The 24249-nt window shown below is 63.4% G+C and carries 25 protein-coding genes and 1 tRNA gene; 9 read left to right on the top strand and 17 right to left on the bottom strand.

The genetic code is table 11. The features are described from left to right. Nucleotides 1–245: 245 nt before the first annotated feature. Complete coding sequence (locus ATY76_RS03605) at nt 246–572, bottom strand: RcnB family protein (RefSeq protein ID WP_088673383.1); 327 nt, start codon at nt 570–572, stop codon at nt 246–248. A gap of 426 nt (nt 573–998) precedes the next feature. On the opposite strand from ATY76_RS03605, the gene ATY76_RS03600 reads away from it, so the two are divergent. Beyond that, nucleotides 999–2330 carry a hemolysin family protein gene (locus ATY76_RS03600; RefSeq protein WP_088673382.1) on the top strand — a complete coding sequence of 444 codons (1332 nt, stop codon included), beginning with the start codon at nt 999–1001 and terminating at the stop codon, nt 2328–2330. On the opposite strand, the gene chrA is transcribed toward ATY76_RS03600, so the two are convergent. Continuing rightward, nucleotides 2327–3748 (bottom strand): chromate efflux transporter, encoded by a 1422-nt coding sequence (chrA, locus tag ATY76_RS03595; RefSeq protein WP_088673381.1) that lies wholly within the window; start codon nt 3746–3748, stop codon nt 2327–2329. The genes ATY76_RS03600 and chrA overlap by 4 nt on opposite strands. A 1-nt stretch (nt 3749) precedes the next feature. Further along, nucleotides 3750–4565 carry a sulfurtransferase/chromate resistance protein gene (locus tag ATY76_RS03590; RefSeq protein WP_088673380.1) on the bottom strand — a complete coding sequence of 272 codons (816 nt, stop codon included), beginning with the start codon at nt 4563–4565 and terminating at the stop codon, nt 3750–3752. A 574-nt stretch (nt 4566–5139) separates the two neighbouring features. On the opposite strand from ATY76_RS03590, the gene ATY76_RS03585 reads away from it, so the two are divergent. Then, nucleotides 5140–5460: a hypothetical protein gene (locus ATY76_RS03585; RefSeq protein WP_088673379.1), complete on the top strand. Its 321-nt coding sequence runs from the start codon at nt 5140–5142 to the stop codon at nt 5458–5460. 319 nt (nt 5461–5779) lie between these two features. Here the strand turns inward: ATY76_RS03585 and ATY76_RS03580 are convergent, their stop codons facing one another. The 12 genes from ATY76_RS03580 to ATY76_RS03525 form a co-directional block, all read right to left on the bottom strand. Continuing rightward, on the bottom strand, nt 5780–6064 hold the full coding sequence (locus tag ATY76_RS03580) for a hypothetical protein (protein WP_141104976.1): 285 nt from the start codon (nt 6062–6064) through the stop codon (nt 5780–5782). A 161-nt stretch (nt 6065–6225) separates the two neighbouring features. Continuing rightward, a complete protein-coding gene (locus tag ATY76_RS03575; protein ID WP_088673377.1) occupies nt 6226–6528 on the bottom strand; it encodes a hypothetical protein in 303 nt (100 codons plus the stop codon). A 623-nt stretch (nt 6529–7151) separates the two neighbouring features. Next, on the bottom strand, nt 7152–7388 hold the full coding sequence (locus ATY76_RS03570; RefSeq protein ID WP_245309656.1) for a hypothetical protein: 237 nt from the start codon (nt 7386–7388) through the stop codon (nt 7152–7154). Between the two features lie 98 nt (nt 7389–7486). Further along, nucleotides 7487–7783: a hypothetical protein gene (locus tag ATY76_RS03565; RefSeq protein ID WP_088673376.1), complete on the bottom strand. Its 297-nt coding sequence runs from the start codon at nt 7781–7783 to the stop codon at nt 7487–7489. 151 nt (nt 7784–7934) lie between these two features. Continuing rightward, nucleotides 7935–8010: transfer RNA gene (locus ATY76_RS03560), tRNA-Lys, on the bottom strand. A gap of 226 nt (nt 8011–8236) precedes the next feature. Further along, a complete protein-coding gene (locus tag ATY76_RS03555) occupies nt 8237–9148 on the bottom strand; it encodes a PhzF family phenazine biosynthesis protein (protein WP_088673375.1) in 912 nt (303 codons plus the stop codon). A 483-nt stretch (nt 9149–9631) separates the two neighbouring features. After that, nucleotides 9632–10402 (bottom strand): NUDIX hydrolase, encoded by a 771-nt coding sequence (locus tag ATY76_RS03550; protein ID WP_088673374.1) that lies wholly within the window; start codon nt 10400–10402, stop codon nt 9632–9634. A gap of 8 nt (nt 10403–10410) precedes the next feature. Further along, nucleotides 10411–11520, bottom strand: a complete 1110-nt coding sequence (locus ATY76_RS03545; RefSeq protein WP_088673373.1) for an endonuclease/exonuclease/phosphatase family protein — start codon at nt 11518–11520, stop codon at nt 10411–10413. 115 nt (nt 11521–11635) lie between these two features. Further along, nucleotides 11636–12655, bottom strand: coding sequence for an ABC transporter ATP-binding protein (locus ATY76_RS03540; protein WP_088673372.1), 1020 nt, complete (start codon nt 12653–12655; stop codon nt 11636–11638). Continuing rightward, entirely contained in the window at nt 12643–14337 is a 1695-nt protein-coding gene (locus tag ATY76_RS03535) for an iron ABC transporter permease (protein ID WP_088673371.1), read from the bottom strand. The genes ATY76_RS03540 and ATY76_RS03535 overlap by 13 nt, the downstream gene beginning before the upstream one ends. Nucleotides 14338–14344: 7 nt before the next feature. Further along, a complete protein-coding gene (locus ATY76_RS03530) occupies nt 14345–15322 on the bottom strand; it encodes an ABC transporter substrate-binding protein (RefSeq protein WP_088673370.1) in 978 nt (325 codons plus the stop codon). Between the two features lie 132 nt (nt 15323–15454). Beyond that, nucleotides 15455–16222, bottom strand: coding sequence for an alpha/beta hydrolase (locus ATY76_RS03525; RefSeq protein ID WP_088673369.1), 768 nt, complete (start codon nt 16220–16222; stop codon nt 15455–15457). Between the two features lie 186 nt (nt 16223–16408). Between ATY76_RS03525 and ATY76_RS03520 the strand changes: the two genes are divergently transcribed. The 3 genes from ATY76_RS03520 to ATY76_RS03510 all read left to right on the top strand — a co-directional run bounded on the left by ATY76_RS03520 (nt 16409) and on the right by ATY76_RS03510 (nt 19290). Continuing rightward, nucleotides 16409–16879 carry a MarR family winged helix-turn-helix transcriptional regulator gene (locus ATY76_RS03520; RefSeq protein WP_088673368.1) on the top strand — a complete coding sequence of 157 codons (471 nt, stop codon included), beginning with the start codon at nt 16409–16411 and terminating at the stop codon, nt 16877–16879. A 216-nt stretch (nt 16880–17095) separates the two neighbouring features. Next, a complete protein-coding gene (locus tag ATY76_RS03515) occupies nt 17096–18154 on the top strand; it encodes an aldo/keto reductase (RefSeq protein ID WP_088673367.1) in 1059 nt (352 codons plus the stop codon). Between the two features lie 92 nt (nt 18155–18246). After that, nucleotides 18247–19290 carry a DUF2278 family protein gene (locus tag ATY76_RS03510; protein ID WP_088673366.1) on the top strand — a complete coding sequence of 348 codons (1044 nt, stop codon included), beginning with the start codon at nt 18247–18249 and terminating at the stop codon, nt 19288–19290. Between the two features lie 463 nt (nt 19291–19753). Here the strand turns inward: ATY76_RS03510 and ATY76_RS03505 are convergent, their stop codons facing one another. Then, complete coding sequence (locus tag ATY76_RS03505) at nt 19754–20974, bottom strand: PLP-dependent aminotransferase family protein (protein ID WP_088673365.1); 1221 nt, start codon at nt 20972–20974, stop codon at nt 19754–19756. Between the two features lie 283 nt (nt 20975–21257). Between ATY76_RS03505 and ATY76_RS03500 the strand changes: the two genes are divergently transcribed. From ATY76_RS03500 to ATY76_RS03485, 4 genes are all read left to right on the top strand, one after another. Then, entirely contained in the window at nt 21258–22358 is a 1101-nt protein-coding gene (locus ATY76_RS03500; RefSeq protein ID WP_088673364.1) for a branched-chain amino acid aminotransferase, read from the top strand. Nucleotides 22359–22595: 237 nt separating this feature from the next. Continuing rightward, nucleotides 22596–22838, top strand: a complete 243-nt coding sequence (locus tag ATY76_RS03495; protein ID WP_245309655.1) for a transcriptional regulator — start codon at nt 22596–22598, stop codon at nt 22836–22838. Beyond that, a complete protein-coding gene (locus ATY76_RS03490) occupies nt 22822–23157 on the top strand; it encodes a type II toxin-antitoxin system RelE/ParE family toxin (RefSeq protein ID WP_088673362.1) in 336 nt (111 codons plus the stop codon). Before ATY76_RS03495 ends, ATY76_RS03490 begins: the two co-directional genes overlap by 17 nt. Continuing rightward, a complete protein-coding gene (locus ATY76_RS03485; protein ID WP_088673361.1) occupies nt 23147–23734 on the top strand; it encodes a class I SAM-dependent methyltransferase in 588 nt (195 codons plus the stop codon). Before ATY76_RS03490 ends, ATY76_RS03485 begins: the two co-directional genes overlap by 11 nt. Before the next feature lie 53 nt (nt 23735–23787). Here ATY76_RS03485 and ATY76_RS03480 read toward each other — a convergent pair whose 3' ends face one another. Further along, a complete protein-coding gene (locus ATY76_RS03480; protein ID WP_088673745.1) occupies nt 23788–24138 on the bottom strand; it encodes an AraC family ligand binding domain-containing protein in 351 nt (116 codons plus the stop codon). Between the last annotated feature and the right edge of the window lie 111 nt (nt 24139–24249).

Below are 24249 nucleotides of genomic sequence, written 5' to 3'. Positions count from 1 at the left end.
GCGCCCAAGTCTTTGGGCGCGGAAGACTCTTTTCCAAAATCACATTGAGTCAATCACCGCGCGGACGCGCGGTGGCTGGATTCCTGTGACGGGCACAGGAATGAGGGAGCGTGGGGAGAGCGACGACGCGGATCGAGACGGCGTTCTGCACCAGACGGTATCTTCAGACAAGTCACCAGCGGAAGTCTCTACACCCCTCCCAGAACCGGAAAGGGCGGCCGAAGCCGCCCTCACTCATCCTGGCATCAACGCCCGGCGATGATGCTGGAGATGATGCCGCTGGTGACGCCGATCAGCAGGAAGTCGTTGTCGGCGCGCACCCAGCGATAGCCGCGCGGCGGAGGTGCGAGCCGGTAGCGGCGGTAGTCGTTGACGTCGTGAAACCGGCGGCGTTCGCCGGCGTTGACGCGGTATCCCTTCTTCCAATGCGGCCTCACGACCGTTTTCTCGACGATCACCTTCTTCTGGACGACGACCGGCGGACGGCGGAAATCATCGGCGCTCGCCTGCGAGGCGACGATCGGCGAGAGAAGGAAGGAGGCGGACAGAAGAGCTGCAAAGATCTTTTTCATGTGGGGGTTCCTTGTGTGGGGGCACGGGAGCAAATTAGGGCCGAAAAGATGAACCGAAACTGAAATTTAAATTAAACTTTCGTAATGGAATCTGATGGCTGCGGGTCGCGGTTTATATTTTAGATTAGCCTTATACGCCCCAATCCCTGCCGCAGGCGCCGGTGGCCGGCCTCGTCCTACGAGGCCCCTGCGGGGCGCCTCAGGATGTGGTCGGAGAGAGGTCACAGCCTCGTTCGCCGGAGACCTCAGGGCTCCGGCAACTGCGATCGGTGGCGCGGCACGCCGAAGCGATATCCAATGGAACAGCAGGCCTCAAAACACGGCTAGGCCGACCCCTTCCCTACCGGAAAGAATACCGGCTGCGCCTTGTCAGCAGTGTGCGAGCGTGTAGTTTCGGACTCGCGTCAATTCAGAGGTAAGGAAAACATGTCCGAATCCGCGGGTGGGCTCTTCGACTTCGTCGGGGTATTCGCCGTGTTCTTTCTCGTGGCCGCCAATGGCTTTTTCGTCGCCGCTGAATTCGCGCTGGTTTCCGTCCGGCGCAGCCGTGTCGCAGAGCTTGTCGCGGCAGGCCGGATGAATGCCACCGCCTTGCAGCGCGCCGTCGACAATCTCGACTCCAACCTCGCAGCCACCCAGCTCGGCATCACCATCTCCTCGCTGGCGCTCGGCTGGGTCGGCGAGCCGGCACTTGCCCATCTGATCGAGCCCCTGCTCTCTTTCCTGCCTCAACCCTGGGCGACGACCGGGGCGCATACGGTTGCCGTCGTCATCGCCTTCGTCATCATCACCGCGCTGCATATCGTGCTCGGGGAACTCGCGCCGAAAAGCCTGGCGCTTCAGCGCAGCGAAGCCACTTCGCTTGCCGTCGTGCGCCCGCTCGGCCTTTTCCTCGTGCTGTTCAAGCCGGCGATCTTCACGCTGAACGGTCTCGGCAACCTCGTGCTGAAGGCGGTCGGGCTTCGCGCCGGAACCGGGGAATCCTCCTTTCACTCGCCGCAGGAGCTGAAACTGCTCGTCGCCGAGAGCCAGGAGGCCGGCCTTCTCAACCCGGTGCAGCAGCAGCTCGTCGAGCGGGTCTTCAACATCGGCGAGCGGCCGATCTCCGACATCATGACGCCGCGCCTCGATATCGAATGGTTCGACGCCGACGATAGCGAGGCCGAGATCCTGAAGACCATCCGCGAATGCGGCCATGAGCAGCTGCTGGTCGCCCGCGGCTCGATCGACGAACCGATCGGCATGGTGCTGAAGAAAGACCTTCTCGATCAGGTGCTCGACGGCGGCAGGGTGCGGCCGATGGATGTGATCAAGCAGCCGCTGGTGCTGCACGAGGGCACCAAGGTCGTCCGCGTGATCGACGCCTTCAAGGCCTCGCCCGTGCGCCTTGCCATCGTCATCGACGAATATGGCAGCCTCGAAGGCATCGTCACCCAGACCGACCTGCTGGAAGCCATCGCCGGCGACCTGCCGGGGGCGGACGAGGAACCCGACATCATCATCCGCGACGACGGCTCGCTGCTGATCGACGCGATGATGCCGGCCTTCGACGCCTTCGAGCGCCTCGGCCTCAAGGACCGACCCGACGCCGATTTCCACACGCTGGCGGGCTTTGCGCTGCATCAGCTCCAGCACATTCCCGAAACCGGCGAAATCTTCCTCTTCGAAGACTGGCGCTTCGAAGTGATCGACATGGACGGCATGCGCATCGACAAGATCCTGGCGACGCGCGTCCCGGCGGATGGGGCCGTTAGCTAACCCATTGCCAGCGTCCAGAGCATTCCCGCGATCGCGCAGGCCATCAGCGTCGTGATGACCGAGGTCTTGAAGCGGAAGATCGCGATGGCGGCGGCGGCAGAGAGCGCCATTGCCGCCGGCACGGCCGATTGCAGCACCGGGATATCGAGCCGCAGGCTGCCGAAATTCACCGACGCGACCTCGGCAAACAAGGTGTGCAGGCCGAACCAGATGGCGAGGTTGAGGATGACGCCGACCACCGCCGCCGTGATCGCCGACATGGCGCCGGCGAGCGCCACATTGCCGCGCAGTTTTTCGATGAAGGGCGCGCCGAGGAAGATCCAGAGGAAACAGGGCACGAAGGTCACCCAGGTCGTCAGGACCGCCGCAAGCGTGGCGGCAAGCATCGGATCGAGCGAACCCGGATTGCGAAAGGCGCCCATGAAGCCGACGAACTGCAGCACCATGATCAGCGGCCCCGGCGTCGTCTCGGCCATGCCGAGGCCATCGAGCATCTCGCCCGGCTTCAGCCAGCCGAAGTGCTGCACGGCCTCCTGCGCGACATAGGCGAGCGCGGCATAGGCCCCGCCGAAGGTGACGACCGCCATCTTGCTGAAGAACAGGCCGATCTGGCTGAAGACGTCGCCCGGGCCGAGGACTAAGTAAAGCGCTGCGACGGGCACGAGCCAGAGGGCGAGCAGCGCTGCCGAGATGCCGAGCGACCAGGCGAGGTTGGGGCGCGCATGATCGGGGATGCCCTCGCCGAGCGCCGAGTCAGCGTCCGACAGCACCGGACCACCCGCTGCCTTGTGGCCGCCGCCCGGGCTGAAGGCCTCGAGGCCGAGGCGGCCGCCGAGATAGCCGGCGATGGCCGCGGAAAGCACGATCAGCGGGAACGGCACGTGGAAGAAGAAGATGGCGATGAAGGCCGCGGCCGCAAGCGCAAGCATGACGCGGTTTCTCAGCGCCCGGCCGCCGATGCGGATGACGGCCTGAACGACGACGGCAAGCACGGCCGCCTTCAGCCCGAAGAACAGGCCGGCGACGATGCCGACGCTGCCATAGGCCGCATAGATATAGCTGAGGGCGAGGATCGACAGGAACCCCGGCAGCACGAAGAGCACGCCGGCGACGAGCCCTCCCCATGTCCGGTGCATCAGCCAGCCGATATAGACGGCGAGCTGCTGCGCCTCGGGCCCGGGAAGCAGCATGCAGTAATTCAGGGCATGCAGGAAACGGTGCTCGCCGATCCACCGCTTCTCGTCGACGATGATCCGGTGCATGACGGCGATCTGGCCGGCCGGGCCGCCGAAGCTGAGCGCGGCAACGCGCAGCCACACGCGAAACGCTTCTGCGAACGGGACCCCGTGATGATGCCCCTTGCCCGCATCTTTCTTCCCCGCCTGCCCGGCGGGCGCATTTTCCGTCATCTCGACCATCTCATGCCCTCTTCTTCGGTGCGGGCCAGTTGTGGGTTTCCTCGGTCGCATCGCGGCACCAGCGGAAGAAGGCGTCGTAGAGAAGCATGCCAGCCTCGAGCTGCTCCAGATCGTCGGAATACATTCTGGAAAGGCCGAGCGAGGCCGCCAGCAGGCCTGCCGCCTCCGGCGCAAGATCGAGCCTTGCCGTATCCGCAGCCCTGACGATCGTCGCCAGGCGCAGCAGCGGCTGGGACGCCAGTCCGAACTCATCGACCATGACGTCGAAGGTGCAGAGTTCGCCGCAATGGCTCCAGAACACGTCCTCGATATCGAACGGCTCGGCGGCGAAGCGCTCGCCGACGGCCAGAACCTCCGGCGTCGGCACGAACAGGAACACGGCGTTCGGATCGACGAAGCGGCGGATCAGCCAGGGACAGGCGATGCGGTCGATCTTCGGCCGTGCCCGCGTCACCCAGACCGTGCGCCCCTGCCCGTCGCGGCGCGGCAGCTTCTTCTCCGGCACCGCAGGCCCGGCCGCGACCCAGGCTTCGAAACCGCCTTCGAGCGTTTCGGCCTCGATCCCGGCATGTCTGAGATAGGCGGCGACACCATGGCTGAGCTTGGCGCCCCTCTGGCAGACCACGACGACGGCATTGGCATCGATTTCGCCCGCCCAGGAGGCGACGTCGGCATGGCCGCGCCGAATCGAGCCCGGCACCAGGCGCGGATCGAGCGCAAAATCCTCCTCGGTGCGGACGTCGATGATGCGGGGCGCACCGGGAGTGCCGATGAGGCGGCTGAGCTTGTCGGGAGATATTTCGAGAAATGACGGCATGACGCGTCCCTCCGTTGATCGGGTTTTACCGGACGCGATTCTTCAGCATGTCGCCTCGTGGGGTGATCGCAACCCCAGAAGAAAATCATGCGCAAACTGCCTCCGTTGTGTCAAGCGCATGCGACGATACTGTCTGCATGCTGGCCACCGACCTCTTCTGGCATCATCTGGTCAATCGCCTTTCGCTTGCCGCTCAAGGCGAAGCGAAAAGCAACGGAGGACGTGCCGTGTGGCCCCCTCATCTGCCTGCCGGCATCTTCTCCCCGAGGGGAGAAGCGGACAAGCCGAGAACTCTGCGTCCACAAACGATGCCTTCAAGAAGGGCAAGACGCCGCCACGAGTCCCTTCTCCCCAGCGGGGGTCCGAAGGACGGGGCGAGACGCGTGGCTCGACCCAGGTCGATGCCGGCAGGCAGATGAGGGGGCTGCACGGCACATAGTCGCTGCTTGACTTTGCTCAGCCCAAGCGAGGCAAGAACAGCCGGAAAAGCCCTGATAACAAGGGCCTCCGGCCCCAGAATGGAACAAAAACCTCGTTCGCTCATTTATTCATCACCGAAAGAGGAGAAAGTACCATGACGTACGACCCCAATAATGCCAACGATCCCAACCGCCCGCTGAATCCGAATCTGGATCTGCGCACCACGCCGACTACGCGCACCAGCAATACGTGGGTTGTCTGGGTCGCTGCATTGGCCGTGATCGCTGTTGCTGCGTTCGCCTATTCGCAGTGGAGCAGCACACCTCCCGGCACTTCGCCGGATACGACAGCCTCCACGACCCAGTCCACACCGGCCCCCGCCCCGGCAACGCCGATGGCTCCGGCCGATAACAGCGCAACGCCTGCTCCGGCACCCGCACCGGCCACTCCGCCGGCTGCTCCTGCCCAGCAGTAACCGCTGCCCGGTCGAGGGAAGCCGCGTTAGATGCCTCCTTGGCGTATCCGATGGGACACGCCAAGGAGGATCTATGCGTTGAACATGCTCGTCGTTTTCGGCGATCTGGGGTTTCAGCCTCACACGACCGGCGCCACCTCTTTTCTGCGGCCAGCCCTTGAATAACCGCAATCCGCGCTTATCTACAGCTCATAGAGATTGTCTCTGGCGGCTGACCACGGAGGTACTGGCAGCCGTCATTGAGACAAATCGAGGAAGGTCGGTGCGAGTTTCGCCCGGCCTTTTTTCTTGCCCTCGACACCGATGCCGAGCCTGCGGGTTACCAGCCGCTTTTGCTCTTCTTGCCGTCGGTCCCCTTATACGGATCGTAATTATAGGTGCGCGAGCCGCCGCCGTAGACGGTCTCGCGGTAGGTGCCGCCGAGGGTCTGTTGCGTCTGCGAATAGGGATCGCCGTTGCGATAGGTGTTGTAGCTGCCGCCGGAATTCCGCTCCATCGTGTAGGTGTCGCGCCCTTGCGTCCAGCACGGGCTGGAGATGAGCTCGCAGCCGGCAAAAGTCTCGCCCGACATCAGCATCGCTACCACAAAAACCAACTTACGCATGATAGTCTCCCAAAATGGAGGTTGATCGATTCAACCTCTGCCAAAGTTGATCTCATTCTTTCCCATCCCTTCGGCCCACTCGCCCTCAGACCGTGGACAAGCCGATCCCGTTCGCGCCCTCTCGGGCGCGACAGACTGGCGATTTTGGGCTCGCGAAAGGACTACTTGGGAATTCTGTTATAGAAGGACTGAGGGTCGTAGACGCACTGATAGTCGAGGACGCAGAGCTTGCGGCTGGCATCCCTCACCCGCGCAATGTCGTACTTGTCCCCCAGATTGCACCGCGCCGGCGGATAGCGGAAACTGCGGCCGCCGAAGCCCATACGGATGAAGACCCTCTTCTCCTGACGGATGATCTGCGAAAGCTCCTCGCAGCTGTGATCCCTGGCATTGACCTCCACTGCCTCCGCAGCAAGGACGGCCGACGGAAACAGCAACGCAACGGCCAGAACAACGCTTTTCATACTCGACTCCTGATGGGAGAGCACAAGGCTTGCTCATGGTTCTGCCGGCAGCCGCCTAAACCACATGTTCCTCAGCTTTCCAATCTTAACCTTACCCTGCTTAGCTTCACGGTTGTGTTCTTATTTTGTTCCAAATCCTTAGAGAGTCAAGTCGGCTGGACAAAATTTTCAATCACAGGATTCAGAGAGGCGACGTCTCAACGCCCAGTACGTTGGCTATAGCGTAGCACGGTCAGTTTTCACTGCATCATGCCGCCTAACCATCAGCCATCCGTTGTTGCCCTTATTGCCGCACGATGAGCAGCGCAGCCTCGGCGCCAGCGTATCAATCACCGCCCCTCCTCCGAACCGCCGTGCGAGCGCCCGGCAATCGAGCGCACCTCTATGTCGGCATGCGGCACACCTGCCGCCGAGGCCGTCCCGCTCTTGAAGCTGGTCGAAGGTCAGCCTGCCACCTGAGTGGCCTTGATACGCCGCCGCCGCTTCTGCTCTTGCAATCACCGCCGTCCGTCGGGCGTCGGACCCCAGGGCTTTGGACGCGGACGATCCCCGGCGGCTGCCTTCGTTGACCGTATAGCCCGCATCGGCGCCCGCCCGGACAAGATCTATGCCCTTTTGGTGCTTCATGGCGCCAGGCGCTCGTATCGCGGCTTCCAGCCACGCCCGATACCCTTGGACATGAGGCTGCTCGCAATGAAAAGCTGATCTCGCAAGAAGTCGGCGTCGGCAAGAAGATTGCAGATAGCCGCGAGCGCATCGCCGTTGTGGGCCCTGAGGACAGAGGCTGCCAGATCCACCTCCAGAGGCGGACACCCGGCCGTTTCCGGGATCTCGACATGAAGGGCAAGTTCCTCGGCCATTGGACTTCCTTAGGAATAAGTTCCGGTTCACCGGGAGCTTGTTCCTATTTTGTTCCATATCACGGCAGAGTCAATAGAGCAGTGTGCTGAGAAGCCTCCTATGGAAAATTATAGAGCGACGCCGGATCGTAGACACAGGCATAGTCGAGAACGCATTGCTTTCCGCCCGCATCGCGAAAACTGGTCGTGACGCGCTTGTCGCCCGGGCCGCACTGCGCCGGCGGAAAACGAAAGCTGCGCCCGCCGAAACCGACCCGAACGAAGACCTTCTTGTTCTCACGAATGATCTGCGCAATCTCGCCGCAGCTATGTTCGTTGGCTTTGACTTCCCTCACCCCGGCGGCAAAAGTCGGCAGCGGCAGCAACAAGGCGAGCGCGAAGATGACGCTTTTCATGGAAGTCCCCGGTTTTGCAGAAAGGAGATAGGGCGCGCGGTTCGATGCGGCCAGTGCGGCGGATAATCGAAATAAGCCGCTCGTCGCCGAAGACTTTCAACAGGCCGAAGGTTCGGCCTGAATTCTAATATATTAATCTTTTCAAGAGATTTGGTGGGTGATGTAGGGCTCGAACCTACGACCCGCTGATTAAGAGTCAGCTGCTCTACCAACTGAGCTAATCACCCGTCCGCGCTTGGCTGCGCGGTGTGACGGGGCGTATAAACAGGATCGGCAGGCTTGTCCAGCGCATCGGCGAAAATTCTTTGGTTAATCTCAAAGATTTTTGCGCATGGCTGATATGCGACGCAGAAAGCCTGAAATCGGGGAGATTTTCCGAAGGGATTATGCGCCGATTCAAAGTGATAGTGCGTCTCAGGCGGCTGACGGAGGCGCCGGGGACGACTGGTCGAATCAAAGGTCGAGCGTGCCGCTCGCCAGCCGCACGGCCTGACCGCCGATCCGGGCATTGGAGATTGCCCCGCCGTCGACATCGATATGCAGGTGGATGAAGGAGGGCCGGCCCATTTCGACGCCCTGCTCGATCATGATCGGATGATGGCCATCGGTCAGCCGGTCGAAATGGTGGATGGCGCCGGAGAGTGCGGCCGCCGCCGAACCCGTCGCCGGGTCCTCGACGATGCCCATGCCGCTTGCGAACATGCGGGCATGGAACTTCGCCACGTGATTGACGCCGCCGCGGCAATAGACATAAGCCGAGGCGAGCGCGCCATCGGCGAAAGGCACGATCTTATCCCAGAGCTGCGGATCGAAATCGACCCGCTGCGCAGCACCCACATCGTGTATCGGAATGAGCAGGAAGGGAACGCCCGCACTCCAGACCGACGGCACGTGATTTTCGAAGCCGATCTCGGTCACCTTCAGCGACAGCGCGTCGGCCATGCCGAGCTTGTCGAGCGGCATGACGGCCTGCTGCGATTTGCGCGGCAGGTCGAATTCGGCAAAGCTCGCCTCGCCCTCCCTCAGCCTGACGGCACAGCGCACCGGCCCGACATTTTCCTCCAGCACGCTGACAAGATCGCGGTTGGTGGCGCCATGCGTGCGTTCGGCGAGCGCAATCGCCGTGCCGACTGTGGGATGTCCAGCAAAGGGCAGTTCGCGCCCCGGCGTGAAGATCCTGATTTTGGCCGCATAGGCTGGATTGCTCGCAGGCTGCACGAACACCGTCTCCGAGAGATTGATCTCCCGGGTGATCGCCTGCATCGCCTCGTCGCTGAGATCGTCTCCGTCGAAGATCACCGCCAGCGGGTTGCCCGCAAGCTTTCGATCGGTGAACACGTCATAGACGCTGTAGCTTCGCGCCACATCGGCCTCCCTGAATCGGTCATCGCGCCGTCAACCTGCCCGACCGCGCGACCGAGTGCAAGGCGCTAAAGTCGGATGGATGCAGGGAGTGCAGCTGGAGCTTGTCCTTCGAGGCTCCGGCCCTTGACCTGCGGGCGTCGGGACGAGGGATGCGGAGGACGGCGCGCTGATGATGATGGGTGGCGAAGATGCCGCAACCTCTCTCCGACCTCATCCTGAGGTGCCCCGCAGGGGCCTCGAAGGACGAGGGCGGCCACGGCAGTCGATGGGCGCAAGAGGCGATGCTGGAACGTGTCCTTCGAGGCTCCGGCCTTCGGCCTGCGCGCCTCAGGATGAGGGACCTTGGAGGATGCCGCCCCCGAGGTCAGACCTTTAGCGCACGCCTCCTTCACCAAGTCCGAGGGGTACCACACGGCACCCCGTATCCACAATTCCCGCACCTCGCAGCCGCCTCGAAGGACGCTGAACTCCCGCTGCCGTCTCTCACGCACCCCTCTTCCCGAAATACCAACTAATCACCGGCAGCATGGCGACATTATACGGATGGGCGGAGGGATCGGCCGAGCGGATCGCGGCGGCGCCAGCGATTTCCTTGTCTTCGGCGACCAGCATGTGCGCTTCGATCCGTTCCACCATCTCGTCGGCCGTCATGTCGAAGCGGAAGAGGCGCATGAGCGTTACCGTGCGCCTGGCGTGGGCGGCATAGAGCCCCTGCCCGGCCACGGAATTGGCAAGGTCGAGGCCGGTCTCCTCGAGAACCTCGCGACGCATATTGGCTTCGATGTCGCAGCGGCCGTCGACGATATCTTCCGGCTCCAGCGAGCCGGCGGCGAAATAGACCTGGCCGGGATTGGCGGTGTGGGCGCCCATGCGGATCGCCACCAGCGCGCCGTCGGAGCTTTCGAGCACGGGATAGGCGAAGATGTGAATGCCGCCCTGGCGCTGCGGCTGGCGGCGCCAATACATGAAGGCCGAGAACGGCGTGACGTAGCCTTCGCCGGATATGCCCTTTTCGTCCAGTGTCAGCCGCTGCTGGAAGATCAGGCGGCCATCGAACAGCGCCGGGTTGGCGGCAGTCTCCCTCGCCCAGTTCTCGCGGATCGCCGCCTCCTCGGCGGCGACGAAGGGATGGGTGCCGGGCAGCACCCGCAAATCGACGCCGGCGATCGGGAAGACGGTCGCTTCCGGCGGCCAGCCGGCGAACTCGTCGGAAAAATCGCTGCTTTCGAAATTCATGCTCAAATTGGTTTTCATGTTCGCTTTCAGGGAAGATCCAGTGTCATGACGACAGGGCAATGGTCGGAGGCCTTCGGCCGGTCCCAGCCGGTGCGGGGATAACGCTCCACCTCCTGGCCCGGCGGAAAGATGGTGCGATAGGGTTGGCCGCTGCGGATGATTTCGGGCAGGCGTCCGGCATTATGGGCGGCAAGTGCGGGCGAAAGCCAGAGATAATCGAGCTGGCAGAGCCACTGCTCCTGCGGCCCGCGGCTGTGATAGAGCGTCCAGCGGTCGAGCGGGCTGCGGCGGCGCACGACGTTTTCGGCAAAGCCGTCATGGCTGAAGACGTCGAGGGCGCTTTCGGCCTCGTCATGATGTTCGAAGCGATACTCGGTGCCGCGCCGGCCGATGACGTCGACGCGCTCCTGGTAATCGTTCATGTCGCCGCAGATGGCGAAACTCTTCTTGGCCGTATGTTCGGCCCCGAAGCGGTCCTCGATGATACGGCGCACGGCGCGCGCCTCGGCGCGGCGGATCGGCATGGTCGACTGGCGCCCGTCGAGCCCGTCGCGCGGATTGCCCATCGATTTGAAATGCACGACATAGAGCGAGAACGGCCGGCCGCCGATCAGAAGATCGAGCTCCAGGCAATCGCGCTTGAAGATCTTGTCGTCGATGCGGTTGGTCAGCGCCAGGTCCTCGCCGAACAGATCGAAGTCGCGATAGGTCGTCATCGCATGGCTTCTGATGTCCCTGACTTCGATCTTCTGGCCATCGCGCGTTTCCTCGCGCATCAGGACGGCGACATCGATGCCGCGGCTGTCATTGCCCTCGACCAGGAATTTCTGGCGATAGCCGTTGCCGACCATGCGGAAGAGATAGCCGTATTCGAAGGCGTGCAGGGCGGCCATATTGTCGATTTCCTGCAGGCAGAGGATATCGGCATCCGCATCGGCGATCGCGAGCGCCGTCATCTGCCTGGTATCATCAGCGGCGGCGATCACCCGCGCCTGCTCGAGCTGCTGATAGGTGCCCTCGCTATTGACCTCGAAAAGCTTGATGACGCGGTCCTGGCGCAGCTGGTTGCGGAAGCCGGTGAAATCGAAACGGGTCAGCAGGTTTTCGACGTTGAAGGTGGCGAGGCGAAGCGACATGGCGGGAGTCCGGTTAAGGGCAGTACCTTAACCGGCAATCGCGGCAGGGAAAGACGGCGGACCCAAGAAAAATGCGAATAACCGCCCGTTTGCCCGTTGAAGCCGTAACCCAGCATCAAAGCCGCCAGCCCGCGCGGATGACGGCGCGCACGGCTTCACCAGGCACGACGGCCACGCGGCTGTAGGCGCGCAGCGTCTGGCCGTTGCCGAGGATCAGCTTCACGGCGTAACGCTCGCCCTCGAACAGCACGGATTCGACGGTTGCAGGAGCCCCCTCGCCGCCGATGATCACATCTTCCGGCCGCACGAGAATATCGGCGCCGTCGGTGTTGGCGGCCTGGAGCGCGTCCTGCAACTCATCCCATTCCAGCTGGCGTTCGCCGCCCATGACAGGCAGCGTCAGGATCGCGCCGCGCCCGATCAGGCCGCCGACAACGCGGCCTTCCGGCCGGGCATAGATCTCGGCCGGCGGCGCCACCTGCAGCAGGCGGCCTTCCGACATGACGGCGACGTCGGTCGCGAGCGCCATCGCTTCGCTCTGGTCGTGGGTGACATAGATCATCGTGGCGCCCGAGCGCTGGTGGAACTCGCGGAAGGTCTCTTCCATCTCCTGCTTCAGGTGCCGGTCGAGATTGGCGAGCGGCTCGTCGAGCAGCACGACGTCGGGCGAAGTCACCAGGCAGCGGGCGAGCGCCACGCGCTGGCGCTGGCCGCCGGAGAGATCGGCCGGCCGCCGCCCGGCATAATCGGCAAGCCGCACGGTGGAAAGCGCCTCGCCGACCTTCGCCCGGTAGGCGTCGCCGGAGATGCCGCGCACCTTCAGGGGATAGCCGACATTGTCGGCGACGCTCATATGCGGCCAAAGCGCATAGGACTGGAAGACCATCGCCATGTTGCGCTTTTCCGGCGGCAGCGACTGGGCGGCATCGGCCAGCAGCCGCTCGCCGAGATGGATCGAGCCGTCGGAGGGCGTTTCGAAACCGGCGATCATGCGCAGAACCGTGGTCTTGCCGCAGCCGGAAGGCCCAAGCAGCGCCAGAAAGCCGCCCTCGCGCACATCGAGCGAGAAATCGCTAACGGCGGCGCGCCCGGTGCCGAAATCCTTGGCCACCCGGTTGAGGATCAGCTTCGCCATGGGACCACCCCTTTCGGCAGGTGTTTCGCCAGGAGTTCCAAGAGCAGCATCATGACCACGACCATGAGGACGACGAGCACCGACAGCGCCGAGGCAAGATCGGAGCTGCCGCTGTCGTCGAGATTGTAGATAGCGACGCCGAGCGTCTGCGTGCCCGCCGACCAGAGCAGTGCCGAGATCGTCAGCTCGTTGCAGGCGATCAGGAAGACGAGAATGACGGAAGCGCCGGCGGCAGGCGCAATCAGCGGCACGATGATATCGGAAAGCCTTCGGAAGAAGCCGGCGCCGGAAAGACGTGCCGCCTCCTCCAGCGCCGGATCGAGGTGGTGGAAGGCGCTGACGACAGGTTTCAGGCTGACGGCGAAGAAGGAGGAGAAATAGGCGATGAGGATGATCCAGATCGTGCCGTAGAGCGAGATGTGGAGGAAGGGGATAGGTGCCGCGAAGACCAGGATGAAGGCGACCGCCATGACGATGCCGGGCAGCGAATAGGGTATCTCGATCAGGCTGGCGACGATGCGGGACACCGCATCCTTCCGCCGCGTCAGCGCATAGGCCGTAAGCACGGTCACCACCAGGAGACATAAGGCGGTGGCGCCGGCGAGCGACAGCGAATTGACGAAGGCGGTGCGCGTTATCGCCTGCCGGAACAGGATCTCCTGAAAGGCATGCAGCGACATGGTCTTGAAGGTGAGCGGCACGCCATAGGCCGGCACCAGCGCGCCGGCGACGAGCGCGAAGAAGGGAGCGGCGAGCATGAAGAACAGGATTGCCCAGAGGAGCGGCGTGAACGCGAACCGCCAGGCGCCGAGCTCGAAGGCCGCACTCGCCCCCGATAGGCCGACGACGCGGTAATCGCGGCCTCTGAGCGCCCGGTCCTGGATCATCAAGCCCGCCACCGAAATCATCGCGATGATGCCTGAGAGCACGGCGACATCACCGAAGGTGCGGCTGGTGAAGGCGGAAAACTTGGTGAAGATGAGCGTCGGCAGCGTGAAGATCGAGGCCGGAATGCCGAGAATGGCGGGAATGCCGAAATTGCCGGTGCAGGAAACGAAGGAGATCGCCGCGCCTGCGATGACGCCGGGCAGCGACAGAGGCAGGATGATGTCGCGGAACACCCGAAAGCTGGAGGCGCCGGAAAGCCGTGCGGCCTCGACGCCGTCGCGCGGCAGCGTCATCAGCCCGGCCCGGAGCGCGAGATAGACGAGCGGCGCGTGCTGGACCCCGTAGAGCAGCGCGATGCCGCCGACCGAATAGAGCGGCTGCGGCGAGCCGAGCGGCGGAGCGATCGCGAGCGCCTTCAAGAGCGGGCTCGATGGTCCCGACATCTGCACCCAGGCAAGCGCCGTCACCTGTGGCGGGATCATCATCGGCAGCACGAAGAAGAAGCTGAGCGGCCCCTTGCCCGGAATGTCCGTCAACGTCAGCAGGAAGGCGAAGAGGCAGCCGATGAGAAGTGAGACGATCGTGCCGAGAACGGAGGTGACGACGGTGTAATAGGTCGCCTGCCAGAGCGACGGCTCGGCGAGCACATCGATGACGCCGCCGCTGGCAAAGGCCGCAATCCCTGCCATGGCAAGGCGGGCGAGCGGCAGCACGCTGAGGACGAGCACGGTGATGACGATAAAGGGAAACAGCCAGGCGGGCTGGCTGTTTCTTGCTCTGACATAGCCTGGCATGAAGAGATCAGTTCGAGCCGTAGATGCCCGAGAAGGTCTTCAGATCCTGGTCGGTATTCTTCAGGGCTTCAGCGGCATTGACCGGCAGGACCTTGATGGTCTCGCGCGCCGGAAAACCTTCCGGCAGCTTCATGCCGTTGCGGGCCGGGATATAGCCGAGCTTGACGAAACCTTCCTGGCCCTTTTCGGAGAGCACGTAATCGACGAACTTCTTGGCGGCCTCGGCATTTTTGCTGCTGGCGAGGATGCCGACCGGCTCGGTGACGGCCGAAACGCCTTCGCTCGGGAAGACGAATTCGACGGGCGCGCCCTTGGCCTTCTCGCGGATCGGCAGGTAATCGACGACCATGCCGTAAGCCTTCTCGCCCGAGGCGACCGACTTCAGCACGGCACCGTTGCCGCCTGCGGCGATCGCGCCGTTTTCGGCGAGCGACTTGTAGAAATCCCAGCCGAGGCCGGGCACGGCGGCCAGCGTCTGGGCGTGGATAAGCGCCGCACCCGAAGCAAGCGGGCTCGGCATGGTGACGAGGCCCTTGGCTTCCGGCTTGGTCAGATCCTTCCAGCTCGCAGGCTTCATGCCGGCCGAGGTGTTGTACATGATGCCGGTGGTGATCAGCTTCGTCGAATAATAGTAGCCGTCGGCGTCATAGAGCGTGGCGTCGTATTGGGCGGCTTCCGGCGACTTGTAGGCGAGCAGCTTGCCCTCTTCCTTCAGGCGCTCCAGCGTCACCATGTCGGCGATCAGGAGCACGTCGGCGACCGGGTTGCCGGCCTGGATCTCGGCCTGCAGCTTGGCGATGATCTTCGGCGTGCCGTCACGCACCCAGTCGACCTTGATATCGGGATTGGCGGCCATGAAGCCGTCGACCGTCGCCTGCGCGTCTTCGTTCGGCTGGCTGGTGTAGAGAACGAGGTTTGCGGCCGAAGCCGGAATGGCAAGCAGGCTCGCGGCGAGAAGGGCTGCGGCGGAAACGATCGTTTTCATTGGGAGGGGTCCTCGGGATTGCGTCACCCCTCCCTTATTAGGGGTCGTTGACAGAGATGTGACAGACGGCGACAGGCTCCGCTTGCCGGCATCGGGCCGCGGCACTTGCGCGCCGCGGCCCGTCGGAGAAGGTTACTTGGCGGCCTCTTCGATCAGTTCGGCAACCTTGTCAGGATGCGACACCATCACGACGTGGGAGGCGCCGTCGACGACGACGGTGCGCTTCGATCCTGCCCGCTCGGCCATGAAGCCGAGGGCTGCGGCCGGGATGTTCTTGTCGCCGGTGCCGTAGACGAACCAGGACGGCAGCTTCTTCCAGGCGGGTTCGCCGGATTTTTCGGTGAGCGCCGCTTCGGTGACCGGGCGTTGGGCGGCCGCCATCAGCGCGGCCTGTTCGGCCGGCACGTCGGTTGCGAACTGATCATGGAATTTCGCCTGATCGATATAGAGCTCGACGCCGCCGCTGGCGAGTTTCACCGGGGCCGCCAGCGCGCCGCTCAGCGTTCCGCCCGGAAACTTGCCGGCGAGATCCGCAACCGATTCCCCGGCATCGGGCGCGAAGGCCGCGACATAGACCAGCGACTTGACGTTGTCGTGGCCGTTCGCGGCGGCCGAGATCACCTGCCCTCCATAGGAATGGCCGACGAGGACCACGGGGCCGGCGATGCTGCCGACGACGTCGGAGACATAGGCGGCATCGCTGGAAACGCTGCGCAGCGGATTGGCGGCCGCCACGACCGGGAAGCCGTCCTTGCGCAGGATCTCGACGACGCCGTTCCAGCTGGAGGAATCGGCAAAGGCGCCATGGACGAGGACGACGGTCGGCTTGGCCGGCTCGGCAGCGGCAGCACCGGAGAACAGAGCGCCCGCCAGGGCGACGGCAGCAGCAAATTTGAACATTGGTCATTTCCTTTCGTCGGTTGAGTGTCACAGGAGCCGAACCGGGTTCGCGTTCACGAGCTCTCGTGTTCGTGTAATTTGTAGGCGATTTCTTTGTACACGATCTAATTAATCCGTCTCGCCCGCGGCGTCAATAGCTTGCAAACAGATCGCGCACAAATTATATTGGAGCCATAGGAGAGCGTGATGAAAAATACCCTATCGAATGATCTCGCCGGCGTGCCCCAGATCGATGAAATGCTTTGCTTTTCAATCTATTCGGCCGGCCACGCCTTCAACCAGCTTTACCGCCCCTTGCTCGACGAAATGGAACTCACCTATCCGCAGTTCCTCGTCATGACCGCTTTGTGGGCGCGTGACGACCGCACAGTGAAGGATCTCGGCGAAACGCTTTTCCTCGATTCCAGCACCCTCACCCCGCTGCTGAAGCGGCTGGAAAATGTCGGCCTCGTCACCCGCAACCGAAATCCCGCCGATGAACGCCAGGTGCTCCTGCGCCTGACAAGCAAGGGCCTGGCCCTGAAGAGCCGCGCCGCCCATGTGTTCGACTGCATCGGCAAAGCCGTCGGTCTCGACGCCGAGACCGTCGGCAAGATCCGGGACACGATCGCGTCGATCCGCGACAACATTCACGGCAAGGACAAGGACGAGGCCTGACGCGAGGCTGCGCCAGGACGATTTTCGTCGACAAGCCGCTGGCATATTGTACGATCCGTTGCTGTCGGCACGCGCCAATTGGTCAACACCGCAACGCGGCCCGAACTGCCGGCGCCCGCACTCTTGCCTAAGCCTCACGCAGGCGTGACCACGCCGCCATTGCCATTCGGCCGCGCTGAGGTACGTCAATCCTGTTTCGATGAAGGAGGAGTTTTTATGGAATATCGTCTGCTCGGCCGCTCCGGCCTGAAAATCTCAACATTGACCATGGGCACGATGACCTTCGGCGGCGTCGGCTGGGCGAAGATGGTCGGCGATCTCGGCGTCTCCGAAGCCAAGAAGATGATCGACATGTGCATCGACGCCGGCATCAATCTGATCGACACCGCCAATGTCTATTCGTCAGGCGAATGCGAAAACATCGTCGGCGAGGCGCTCGCCGGCACGCGGCCGCAGGGCGTGCTGCTCGCCACCAAGGCCCGCTTCGGCATGGGCGACGGCCCGAACGACCGCGGCCTCTCGCGCTACCACCTGATCCGCGAATGCGAGGCGAGCCTGAAGCGCCTGAGGACCGATGTCATCGACCTCTACCAGGTGCATGAATGGGACGGCCAGACGCCGCTCGAAGAAACGATGGAAGCGCTCGACACGCTGATCCGGCAGGGCAAGGTGCGTTATGTCGGCTGCTCGAACTATTCCGGCTGGCACATCATGAAGGCGCTCGGCATCGCCAACGAGCACCGCTACCGGCGCTTCGTCAGCCAGCAGATCCACTATACGCTCGAAGCCCGCGACGCCGAATACGAGCTGCTGCCGATCTCGATCGACCAGGGCCTCGGCGTGCTGGTCTGGAGCCCGCTCGCCGGCGGCCTGCTCTCCGGCAAGCACCGCCGCAATCAGGCAGCCCCCGAAGGCACCCGCCAGTTCGCCGGCTGGACCGAGCCGCCGATCCGCGACGAAAACCGCCTCTGGAACATCGTCGAGACCTTGGTCGCGATCGGTGAGGAACGCGGCGTCTCGGCCGCGCAGGTGGCGCTCGCCTGGCTGATCGGCCGCAAGGCGGTCACCTCGGTCATCATCGGCGGGCGCACCGAGGCCCAGTTCCGCGACAACATCGCCGCCGCCGAACTGAAGCTCACGGAGGAGGAGCGCAAGCGCCTTGACGCCGTCAGCCTGCCGCCGATCCTCTACCCTTATTGGCACCAGTTGAACACGGCGAGCGACAGGCTCGGCGAAGCCGACCTCGAGCTTTTCGGCCCGCATCTCCAGCCATAGCCCCGAGGCATTGCACGGCGGAGGATACGCGTCACAAAAGATGCACTTTATCAGTGCTAGCATGAGATCCCGCCACCGCCAGGGAGGTTCTCATGCTGAAGAATTACAAGGTCCTGAAAGGTACGGCGAGCGCGCTCGCCCTCGATGACGACAACGATCCGCATATCGAAATCCGCATCGAGGCGGCAGGCGTCAGCTACCGCATCGCGCTCAACGTCCGCTCGAAGACGTCGCCGCACGACCTGCTCTACGCCAATATCGTCGATTTCAAGCACCAGGCGCTGACCGAGGCGCTCGAAGCCCTGCCGATGGGCCTGACCGACATTCGCAAGGACCGCCCGGAGCTTGCGATCGACTATGTCCGCGGCGGCCTGATCGAGCGCGAGGATATGGATGTCGCGCCCTTCCAGCTCTCCGGCCCGAAGAACGATCTCAGAGAATTCATCGAGCCGATCGTCGAGGAAGGCATCGCCGATCCCGACATCCATTTCTATGCCTTCGGCGAGGCCTGGGGGCCGGAGCACGGCAAACGCGATCAATATTTCCATTTCGAGCCGGGCAACGGCATCCACGACATCCACATGAACCAGGGCGACGGCGGCAGCTTCAAGGCCACCAACGGCCCGAACCAGGACGGCGCGCTGCTCGTCCATTTCACCGACACCGACGAATGGGCGGCGATCTTCCTCTGCTTCCAGTCGCAGAACTGGAACACCGATGCCGAGACCGGCCATCCCGTCTCCGAAAACCGCGGCGGCCAGGGCCGCGGCGAAGGCACGCGCCGCCCGCAGCCGGTGGTCGCCTCGTCGCTGCGCATCATCGCCGCGCTGATCAACCCGGTGAACGGCGCAGGCGGCACGGAAGCCGAAACGGTGACGCTGATCAACCGCTCCGACATGTCGGCATCCCTAGACGGCTGGAAGCTGGAAGACGAAAACGGCCGGACGCAGACGCTGTCGGGAACGCTTGCCGCAGGCGAGATCCGCACCATCGCACTCAACGCCGCAGCCGGCGGCCCCCAGCTCGCCAACCGCGGCGGAGACATCATCCTGCGCAACACCGACGGAGCGGTCGCCGACCGCGTCGGCTACGGCAGGAGCGAAACGGCAAACGAGGGCTGGACGACGATCTTTTGACTTGGGCGTGCCTCCCCGGCTTGCCGAAAAGTGTGACAATGGAAGGATAACGCTTACCCTCTCTCTGAGATAAGAAGGCGGAAGCACTTCTCTCGCCTGCCTCATTCCTGTGCTCGTCACAGGAATCCAGTGCGCCCAAGTCCTTGGGCGCGGGAAACTCTTTTGCGGGAGAAGTCATTCACGGCGCGGACGCGCCGTGGCTGGATTCCTGTGACGAGCACAGGAATGAGGATGAGAGGGCGTGCCGTGCAGCCCCCTCATCCGGCTGCCGCCACCTTCTCCCCGCAGTGGAGAAGGGGTTGTGGCAAGGTCTCGCGTTAATCGAAAGGAGGAGCAAGCGGCTTGCTCCCTCTCTTCTCCCCAGCGGGGGTCCGAAGGACGGGTTCAGACCAGCGGCTCAACCCCGGTTGGTGGCCCGAAGGGTCGGATGAGGGGGCCACACGGCACAGCCCCTCTCAAACAATCACCCGCCGATCTCGTCGGTAATCAGCTTGCCCAACCGGCCGATCCCATCCTCGATCATCTGCTCGTTGGCGCAGGAGAAGCTGACGCGGAAGGTGTTGGCGCCGGAGCCGTCGGCGAAGAAGGCTTTGCCGGGCACGAAGGCGACCTTGGCGGTTTCGAGCGATTTCGCCAGCAGCTTGGCGCCGTCCATGCCTTCCGGCAGCGTGATCCAGATGAACATGCCGCCTTCCGGCTTCGTCCAGTTGGTGCCCTTGGGCATGTATTTCTCGAGCGCCGCCAGCATGCAGTCGCGCCGCTTGCTGTAGACGGCCTTGATCTTGACGACCTGCGCGTCGAAGCCGCGCTCGGCGACATGGGTGATCGCGATCTGATTGATCGTCGAGGAATGCAGGTCGGCGGCCTGCTTCATCAGCACCAGCTTGCGGATGACGGGCGCATTGGCGACGATGAAGCCGACGCGGAGGCCGGGCGCCAGCGTCTTGGAGAAGCTGCCGCAATAGATCGTGCGGGTGTCGTCGATATGGCCCTTCTCGGCGATTTCGAGCGCCAGGATCGGCGGGATCGGATCGCCGTCGTAGCGCAGCGACTGATAAGCCGCATCCTCGATGACGGCGATATCGAGCTCTTCGGCGAGCGCCAGCACCCGCTTACGGCCGGCGAGATCGACCGCTTCGCCGGTCGGATTGGAAAATTCGGCGGAGAGATAGGCGAACTTCACCTTGCCGCCGGCAGCAGCAGCCGCGGCACGATAGGATTCCGGCGTCCGGTTGCCGCCCGGCGTCAGCTGGTCGTAGGCCGGCTCATAGGCGTTGAAGGCCTGCAGCGCGCCGAGATAGGTCGGCCAGGTCACCACCGCCGTATCATTGGGCGACAGGAACAGCTTCCCGAGATAATCGAGCCCCTGCTGCGAGCCGGAAACGATGAAGACATTGTCGAGCCCGCAGGCAATGCCGAGCGCCGCCATCTGCCCGACCAGCCATTCGCGCAGCGGCTTATAGCCTTCGCTGACCGAATATTGCAGCGCCGAACTGACCGCAGCGCTCGAAAAGATATCAGCATAGGCCTGCTTGAATTCCTGATCCGGAAACAGTGCCGGGTCCGGAATACCGCCGGCAAAGGAGATGATCTCGGGCCGGTCGAGCAGCTTCAGCAGTTCGCGGATTTCGGATGCACGCATGCGCGAAGAGCGCGACGCAAACATGGTGTCCCAGTTCAGCATGGGGTTTCCTCGTATTTTCTTAGCCTTGCCACCAGACCACGCAGGCAAATTTATGTCAACAATACTGACCTATTTTCTTGTCCCCCTGACAAGTTTCGAGTGACGAGTCTGCGAGTGTCCTGGCACTGTCCGCGTGGACATCGGAGATATGCGCGGCGACGCCGCATCGCACGATTATTCCTCCGATCACGAGACAAAATTGCCGCATTCAGACCTTTCCAAAACCGGTCTGGCGGCAGTAGTGTGCGCGCCATTATCCATTGGACTACCCAAGGTGCCAGCAATGACCGCGACGTCGACCTCTCCTGAAATCACAATCGAATTCCACAAGTCCCCCGTCTCCGACGCCGACCGCATCAAGGCACTGGAAACACCCGGCTTCGGTAAAGTCTTTACGGATCATATGGTCCTGGCACGCTGGACGCCCGACAAGGGTTGGCACGACGCAAAGGTGACGCCGCGCCGCGCCCTGGAACTCGACCCGGCAAGCGCCGTGCTGCACTACGCCCAGGAAATCTTCGAAGGCATGAAGGCCTATAAGGCCGACGACGGCCGCATACTGCTCTTCCGGCCGGAAGAAAACGCCCGCCGCTTCGCCCAGTCTGCGGCCCGCATGGCAATGCCGGAAGTCCCGGAAGAACTTTTCCTGAAGGCCGTCGAAGAGCTGGTCCGGGTCGACAGGAACTGGATACCGTCAGGCGACGCCAGCCTCTACCTTCGCCCTTTCATGTTCGCTAACGAGGCATTTCTCGGCGTTCGTCCGGCTCAAGAATACATCTTCTGCATCATCGCCTCTCCGGTCGGCGCCTACTTCAAAGGTGGAGCGAAGGCAGTTTCCCTATGGGTCGAGACCGAATACACCCGCGCAGCCGCCGGCGGCACGGGTGCTGCAAAATGCGGCGGAAACTATGCAGCCAGCCTCGTGGCGCAAGCGGAAGCGGCCAAGAGGGATTGCGATCAGGTCGTCTTCCTTGATGCAGCGGAGCATCGCTGGGTCGAGGAGCTCGGCGGCATGAACGTCTTCTTCGTCATGAATGACGGATCGGTGGTGACCCCGCCTCTTGGCGGTACCATCCTGCCGGGCATCACCCGGGCTTCGGTGATCGCGCTCGCCGGAGAAAAGGGCCTTCGCGTCGAGCAGCGTCCCTACTCCTTCGAGGAATGGCAGGCCGACGCAGCCAGCGGCAAGCTCGTCGAAGCCTTTGCTTGCGGCACTGCCGCGGTGCTGGCGGGCATCGGCCTGGTTCGGCATGCAGGCGGCGAGTTCAAGGTCGGAGACGGACAGACGGGCAAGCTGACCAGCGAGCTGCGCCAGCAGCTCGTCAGCCTGCAGAAAGGTGCCACGAATGACGAGCGCGGCTGGACACGCCTCATCCCGGCCTAAACGTCAGACCTTCCAGGCGAATGGCGGCGCCAACACCGGCATGGTGGGCGTCGCTCTCCGCCTCGCCCGCAAAACCCGTCGGGCCGGTCGTCCACATCGATAAAAAGACCGCCCCGCATGTGACCCAAGTGCTCGACGGCGGGCCGCCACGCCTCTATCACAAGACGGGGATGGTAGCCTGGCATCAGGGACAACTGAGGCCGGCATGTGCGGGCGGTACCGAATTCGATGGCGAAAATGACGATCTCGCTTCCGGATAGTCTGGCGGATTATGTCGCGCGCCGTGTCGCAAGCGGCAGATACGACAGTGCCGACGCCTTCTTGGCGGAACTCATCGTGAAGGACCAGGACCATCGCAAGCTCGACGACGACGAACTGCGCGACATTCTGAGGCAGGCCGAGGAGAGCGGCATCAGCGACCGGCGCATTCCCGATATATTGTTGGAAACGAAGGCGAAGCTGCGTGACAACTACCTATAGGCTGACCCGAACCGCCGATGCGGTCCTTTCAGGCATCGACGAATATGCCAGCCTGCATTTCGGCGAGGCGCAGGCCGATGCCTACCTCCTCGATTGGGACAGGATTTTCGTGCTTCTCTCGCGCGTGCCATCCATGGGGGACCAGTGCGACGAGCTCGGCGCCGGCCTGCGCCGCCTCCTCCACATGCGCCATGTCGCGTTCTACCGCCAAATACCGGACGGCATCCTCGTCCTCGACATCATCGGCGCCGACCGGCTTCCCGAAAGGCACCTTCAATCCACCCGACGCTCAGGATCGACCGGCCCGCATGCCCAATGACAGCACCGCCGCCTTCTACGCGGAAAACGCCGAGATTTATGCCAACCGCGCCCGCAGCCTGCCGAAGCTCGAGCTGGACGCCTTCCTCGCCGGGTTAGCGCCGGGCGCCTCGATCCTCGAACTCGGCTGCGGCGCCGGGCAGGACAGCGCCTACATGCTCCAGCAAGGCTTCGACGTCACCCCGACCGACGGTTCGGCCGAACTCGCAAGACAGGCGGAGGCACGGATCGGCAGACCTGTCCGCGTCATGCTGTTCCAGGACCTCGACGCCGAAAACGCCTATGACGGCGTCTGGGCGCATGCGAGCCTGCTCCATGTCCCCCGCCCCGAGCTGCCAGACGTCTTCGCCCGCATCCGCCGCGCGCTCAGGCCCGGAGGCCTCCTCCACGCAAGCTTGAAGGCCGGCGAAGCCGAAGGCCATGACGGCCTTGGCCGCTACTACAACTATCCTTCCGCCGACTGGCTGTCGGACCTGCTGACGAAAGGCGGCTGGCGCGACATCGCCATCGCCGAGCACGATGGCGGCGGCTATGACGGCAAACCGACCCGCTGGCTGACGGCCAGTGCGAGGCAGTGAAAGGATCTCGTGAAGGCCATACCGCCTCGTCGAACGAGGTTGCTGATGCGGGCTCAGCTATGCGCCGGCCGCCAATGCGGATAGGTGACATAGGCGGTCAAGGCGCCCTCCTCGTGCGAGCGGATGGTCACCGTCTCGCCCTTGGGCATGTAGACGATCTCGCCCGGGCCCGCGGTGACGGTGCCGGCGTCGGTCGAGACCGAGAGCCGTCCCTCCAGAACGATCATCACGTCGTCGACCGCCATCGTCTCGCTGAGGTTCTGGCCGGGGGCGTAGCGTCCATAGCCGATGGTGATCGGCCCGCCGTGCCGCTCGTCGACCAGATTGCCGACGGATATGTCGGCCTCCTGCCCCGGGGAACGCTCGAGCGATGCGTCGGCGATTGTGAACTTGCGCATTTTCATCATCTGCCTCCTTGCCTCACGCAGAGGTAGCGCGCCGATCCGGTCCGCCAAGGTGGATTGTGATGCATCGCCTGTCTGCGGCGGCGGTCTCCAACCTTACCAATCCGTATG

Origin of the sequence: Rhizobium sp. R339, from assembly GCF_002211395.1 — a bacterium.
In the GTDB taxonomy this organism is placed as follows: domain Bacteria; phylum Pseudomonadota; class Alphaproteobacteria; order Rhizobiales; family Rhizobiaceae; genus Rhizobium.
Note: the sequence above shows the minus strand (reverse complement) of the source record. Positions and strands in the feature narration are given on the sequence as shown.

What these genes read in the sequence shown, in the direction of transcription:
- ATY76_RS03605 (WP_088673383.1), bottom strand. Translation starts at nt 572, where the DNA reads ATGAAAAAGATCTTTGCAGCTCTTCTGTCCGCCTCCTTCCTTCTCTCG.
- ATY76_RS03600 (WP_088673382.1), top strand. Translation starts at nt 999, where the DNA reads ATGTCCGAATCCGCGGGTGGGCTCTTCGACTTCGTCGGGGTATTCGCC.
- chrA (WP_088673381.1), bottom strand. Translation starts at nt 3,748, where the DNA reads ATGGTCGAGATGACGGAAAATGCGCCCGCCGGGCAGGCGGGGAAGAAA.
- ATY76_RS03590 (WP_088673380.1), bottom strand. Translation starts at nt 4,565, where the DNA reads ATGCCGTCATTTCTCGAAATATCTCCCGACAAGCTCAGCCGCCTCATC.
- ATY76_RS03585 (WP_088673379.1), top strand. Translation starts at nt 5,140, where the DNA reads ATGACGTACGACCCCAATAATGCCAACGATCCCAACCGCCCGCTGAAT.
- ATY76_RS03580 (WP_141104976.1), bottom strand. Translation starts at nt 6,064, where the DNA reads ATGCGTAAGTTGGTTTTTGTGGTAGCGATGCTGATGTCGGGCGAGACT.
- ATY76_RS03575 (WP_088673377.1), bottom strand. Translation starts at nt 6,528, where the DNA reads ATGAAAAGCGTTGTTCTGGCCGTTGCGTTGCTGTTTCCGTCGGCCGTC.
- ATY76_RS03570 (WP_245309656.1), bottom strand. Translation starts at nt 7,388, where the DNA reads ATGGCCGAGGAACTTGCCCTTCATGTCGAGATCCCGGAAACGGCCGGG.
- ATY76_RS03565 (WP_088673376.1), bottom strand. Translation starts at nt 7,783, where the DNA reads ATGAAAAGCGTCATCTTCGCGCTCGCCTTGTTGCTGCCGCTGCCGACT.
- ATY76_RS03550 (WP_088673374.1), bottom strand. Translation starts at nt 10,402, where the DNA reads ATGAAAACCAATTTGAGCATGAATTTCGAAAGCAGCGATTTTTCCGAC.
- ATY76_RS03545 (WP_088673373.1), bottom strand. Translation starts at nt 11,520, where the DNA reads ATGTCGCTTCGCCTCGCCACCTTCAACGTCGAAAACCTGCTGACCCGT.
- ATY76_RS03540 (WP_088673372.1), bottom strand. Translation starts at nt 12,655, where the DNA reads ATGGCGAAGCTGATCCTCAACCGGGTGGCCAAGGATTTCGGCACCGGG.
- ATY76_RS03535 (WP_088673371.1), bottom strand. Translation starts at nt 14,337, where the DNA reads ATGCCAGGCTATGTCAGAGCAAGAAACAGCCAGCCCGCCTGGCTGTTT.
- ATY76_RS03530 (WP_088673370.1), bottom strand. Translation starts at nt 15,322, where the DNA reads ATGAAAACGATCGTTTCCGCCGCAGCCCTTCTCGCCGCGAGCCTGCTT.
- ATY76_RS03525 (WP_088673369.1), bottom strand. Translation starts at nt 16,222, where the DNA reads ATGTTCAAATTTGCTGCTGCCGTCGCCCTGGCGGGCGCTCTGTTCTCC.
- ATY76_RS03520 (WP_088673368.1), top strand. Translation starts at nt 16,409, where the DNA reads ATGAAAAATACCCTATCGAATGATCTCGCCGGCGTGCCCCAGATCGAT.
- ATY76_RS03515 (WP_088673367.1), top strand. Translation starts at nt 17,096, where the DNA reads ATGGAATATCGTCTGCTCGGCCGCTCCGGCCTGAAAATCTCAACATTG.
- ATY76_RS03510 (WP_088673366.1), top strand. Translation starts at nt 18,247, where the DNA reads ATGCTGAAGAATTACAAGGTCCTGAAAGGTACGGCGAGCGCGCTCGCC.
- ATY76_RS03505 (WP_088673365.1), bottom strand. Translation starts at nt 20,974, where the DNA reads ATGCTGAACTGGGACACCATGTTTGCGTCGCGCTCTTCGCGCATGCGT.
- ATY76_RS03500 (WP_088673364.1), top strand. Translation starts at nt 21,258, where the DNA reads ATGACCGCGACGTCGACCTCTCCTGAAATCACAATCGAATTCCACAAG.
- ATY76_RS03495 (WP_245309655.1), top strand. Translation starts at nt 22,596, where the DNA reads ATGACGATCTCGCTTCCGGATAGTCTGGCGGATTATGTCGCGCGCCGT.
- ATY76_RS03485 (WP_088673361.1), top strand. Translation starts at nt 23,147, where the DNA reads ATGCCCAATGACAGCACCGCCGCCTTCTACGCGGAAAACGCCGAGATT.
- ATY76_RS03480 (WP_088673745.1), bottom strand. Translation starts at nt 24,138, where the DNA reads ATGAAAATGCGCAAGTTCACAATCGCCGACGCATCGCTCGAGCGTTCC.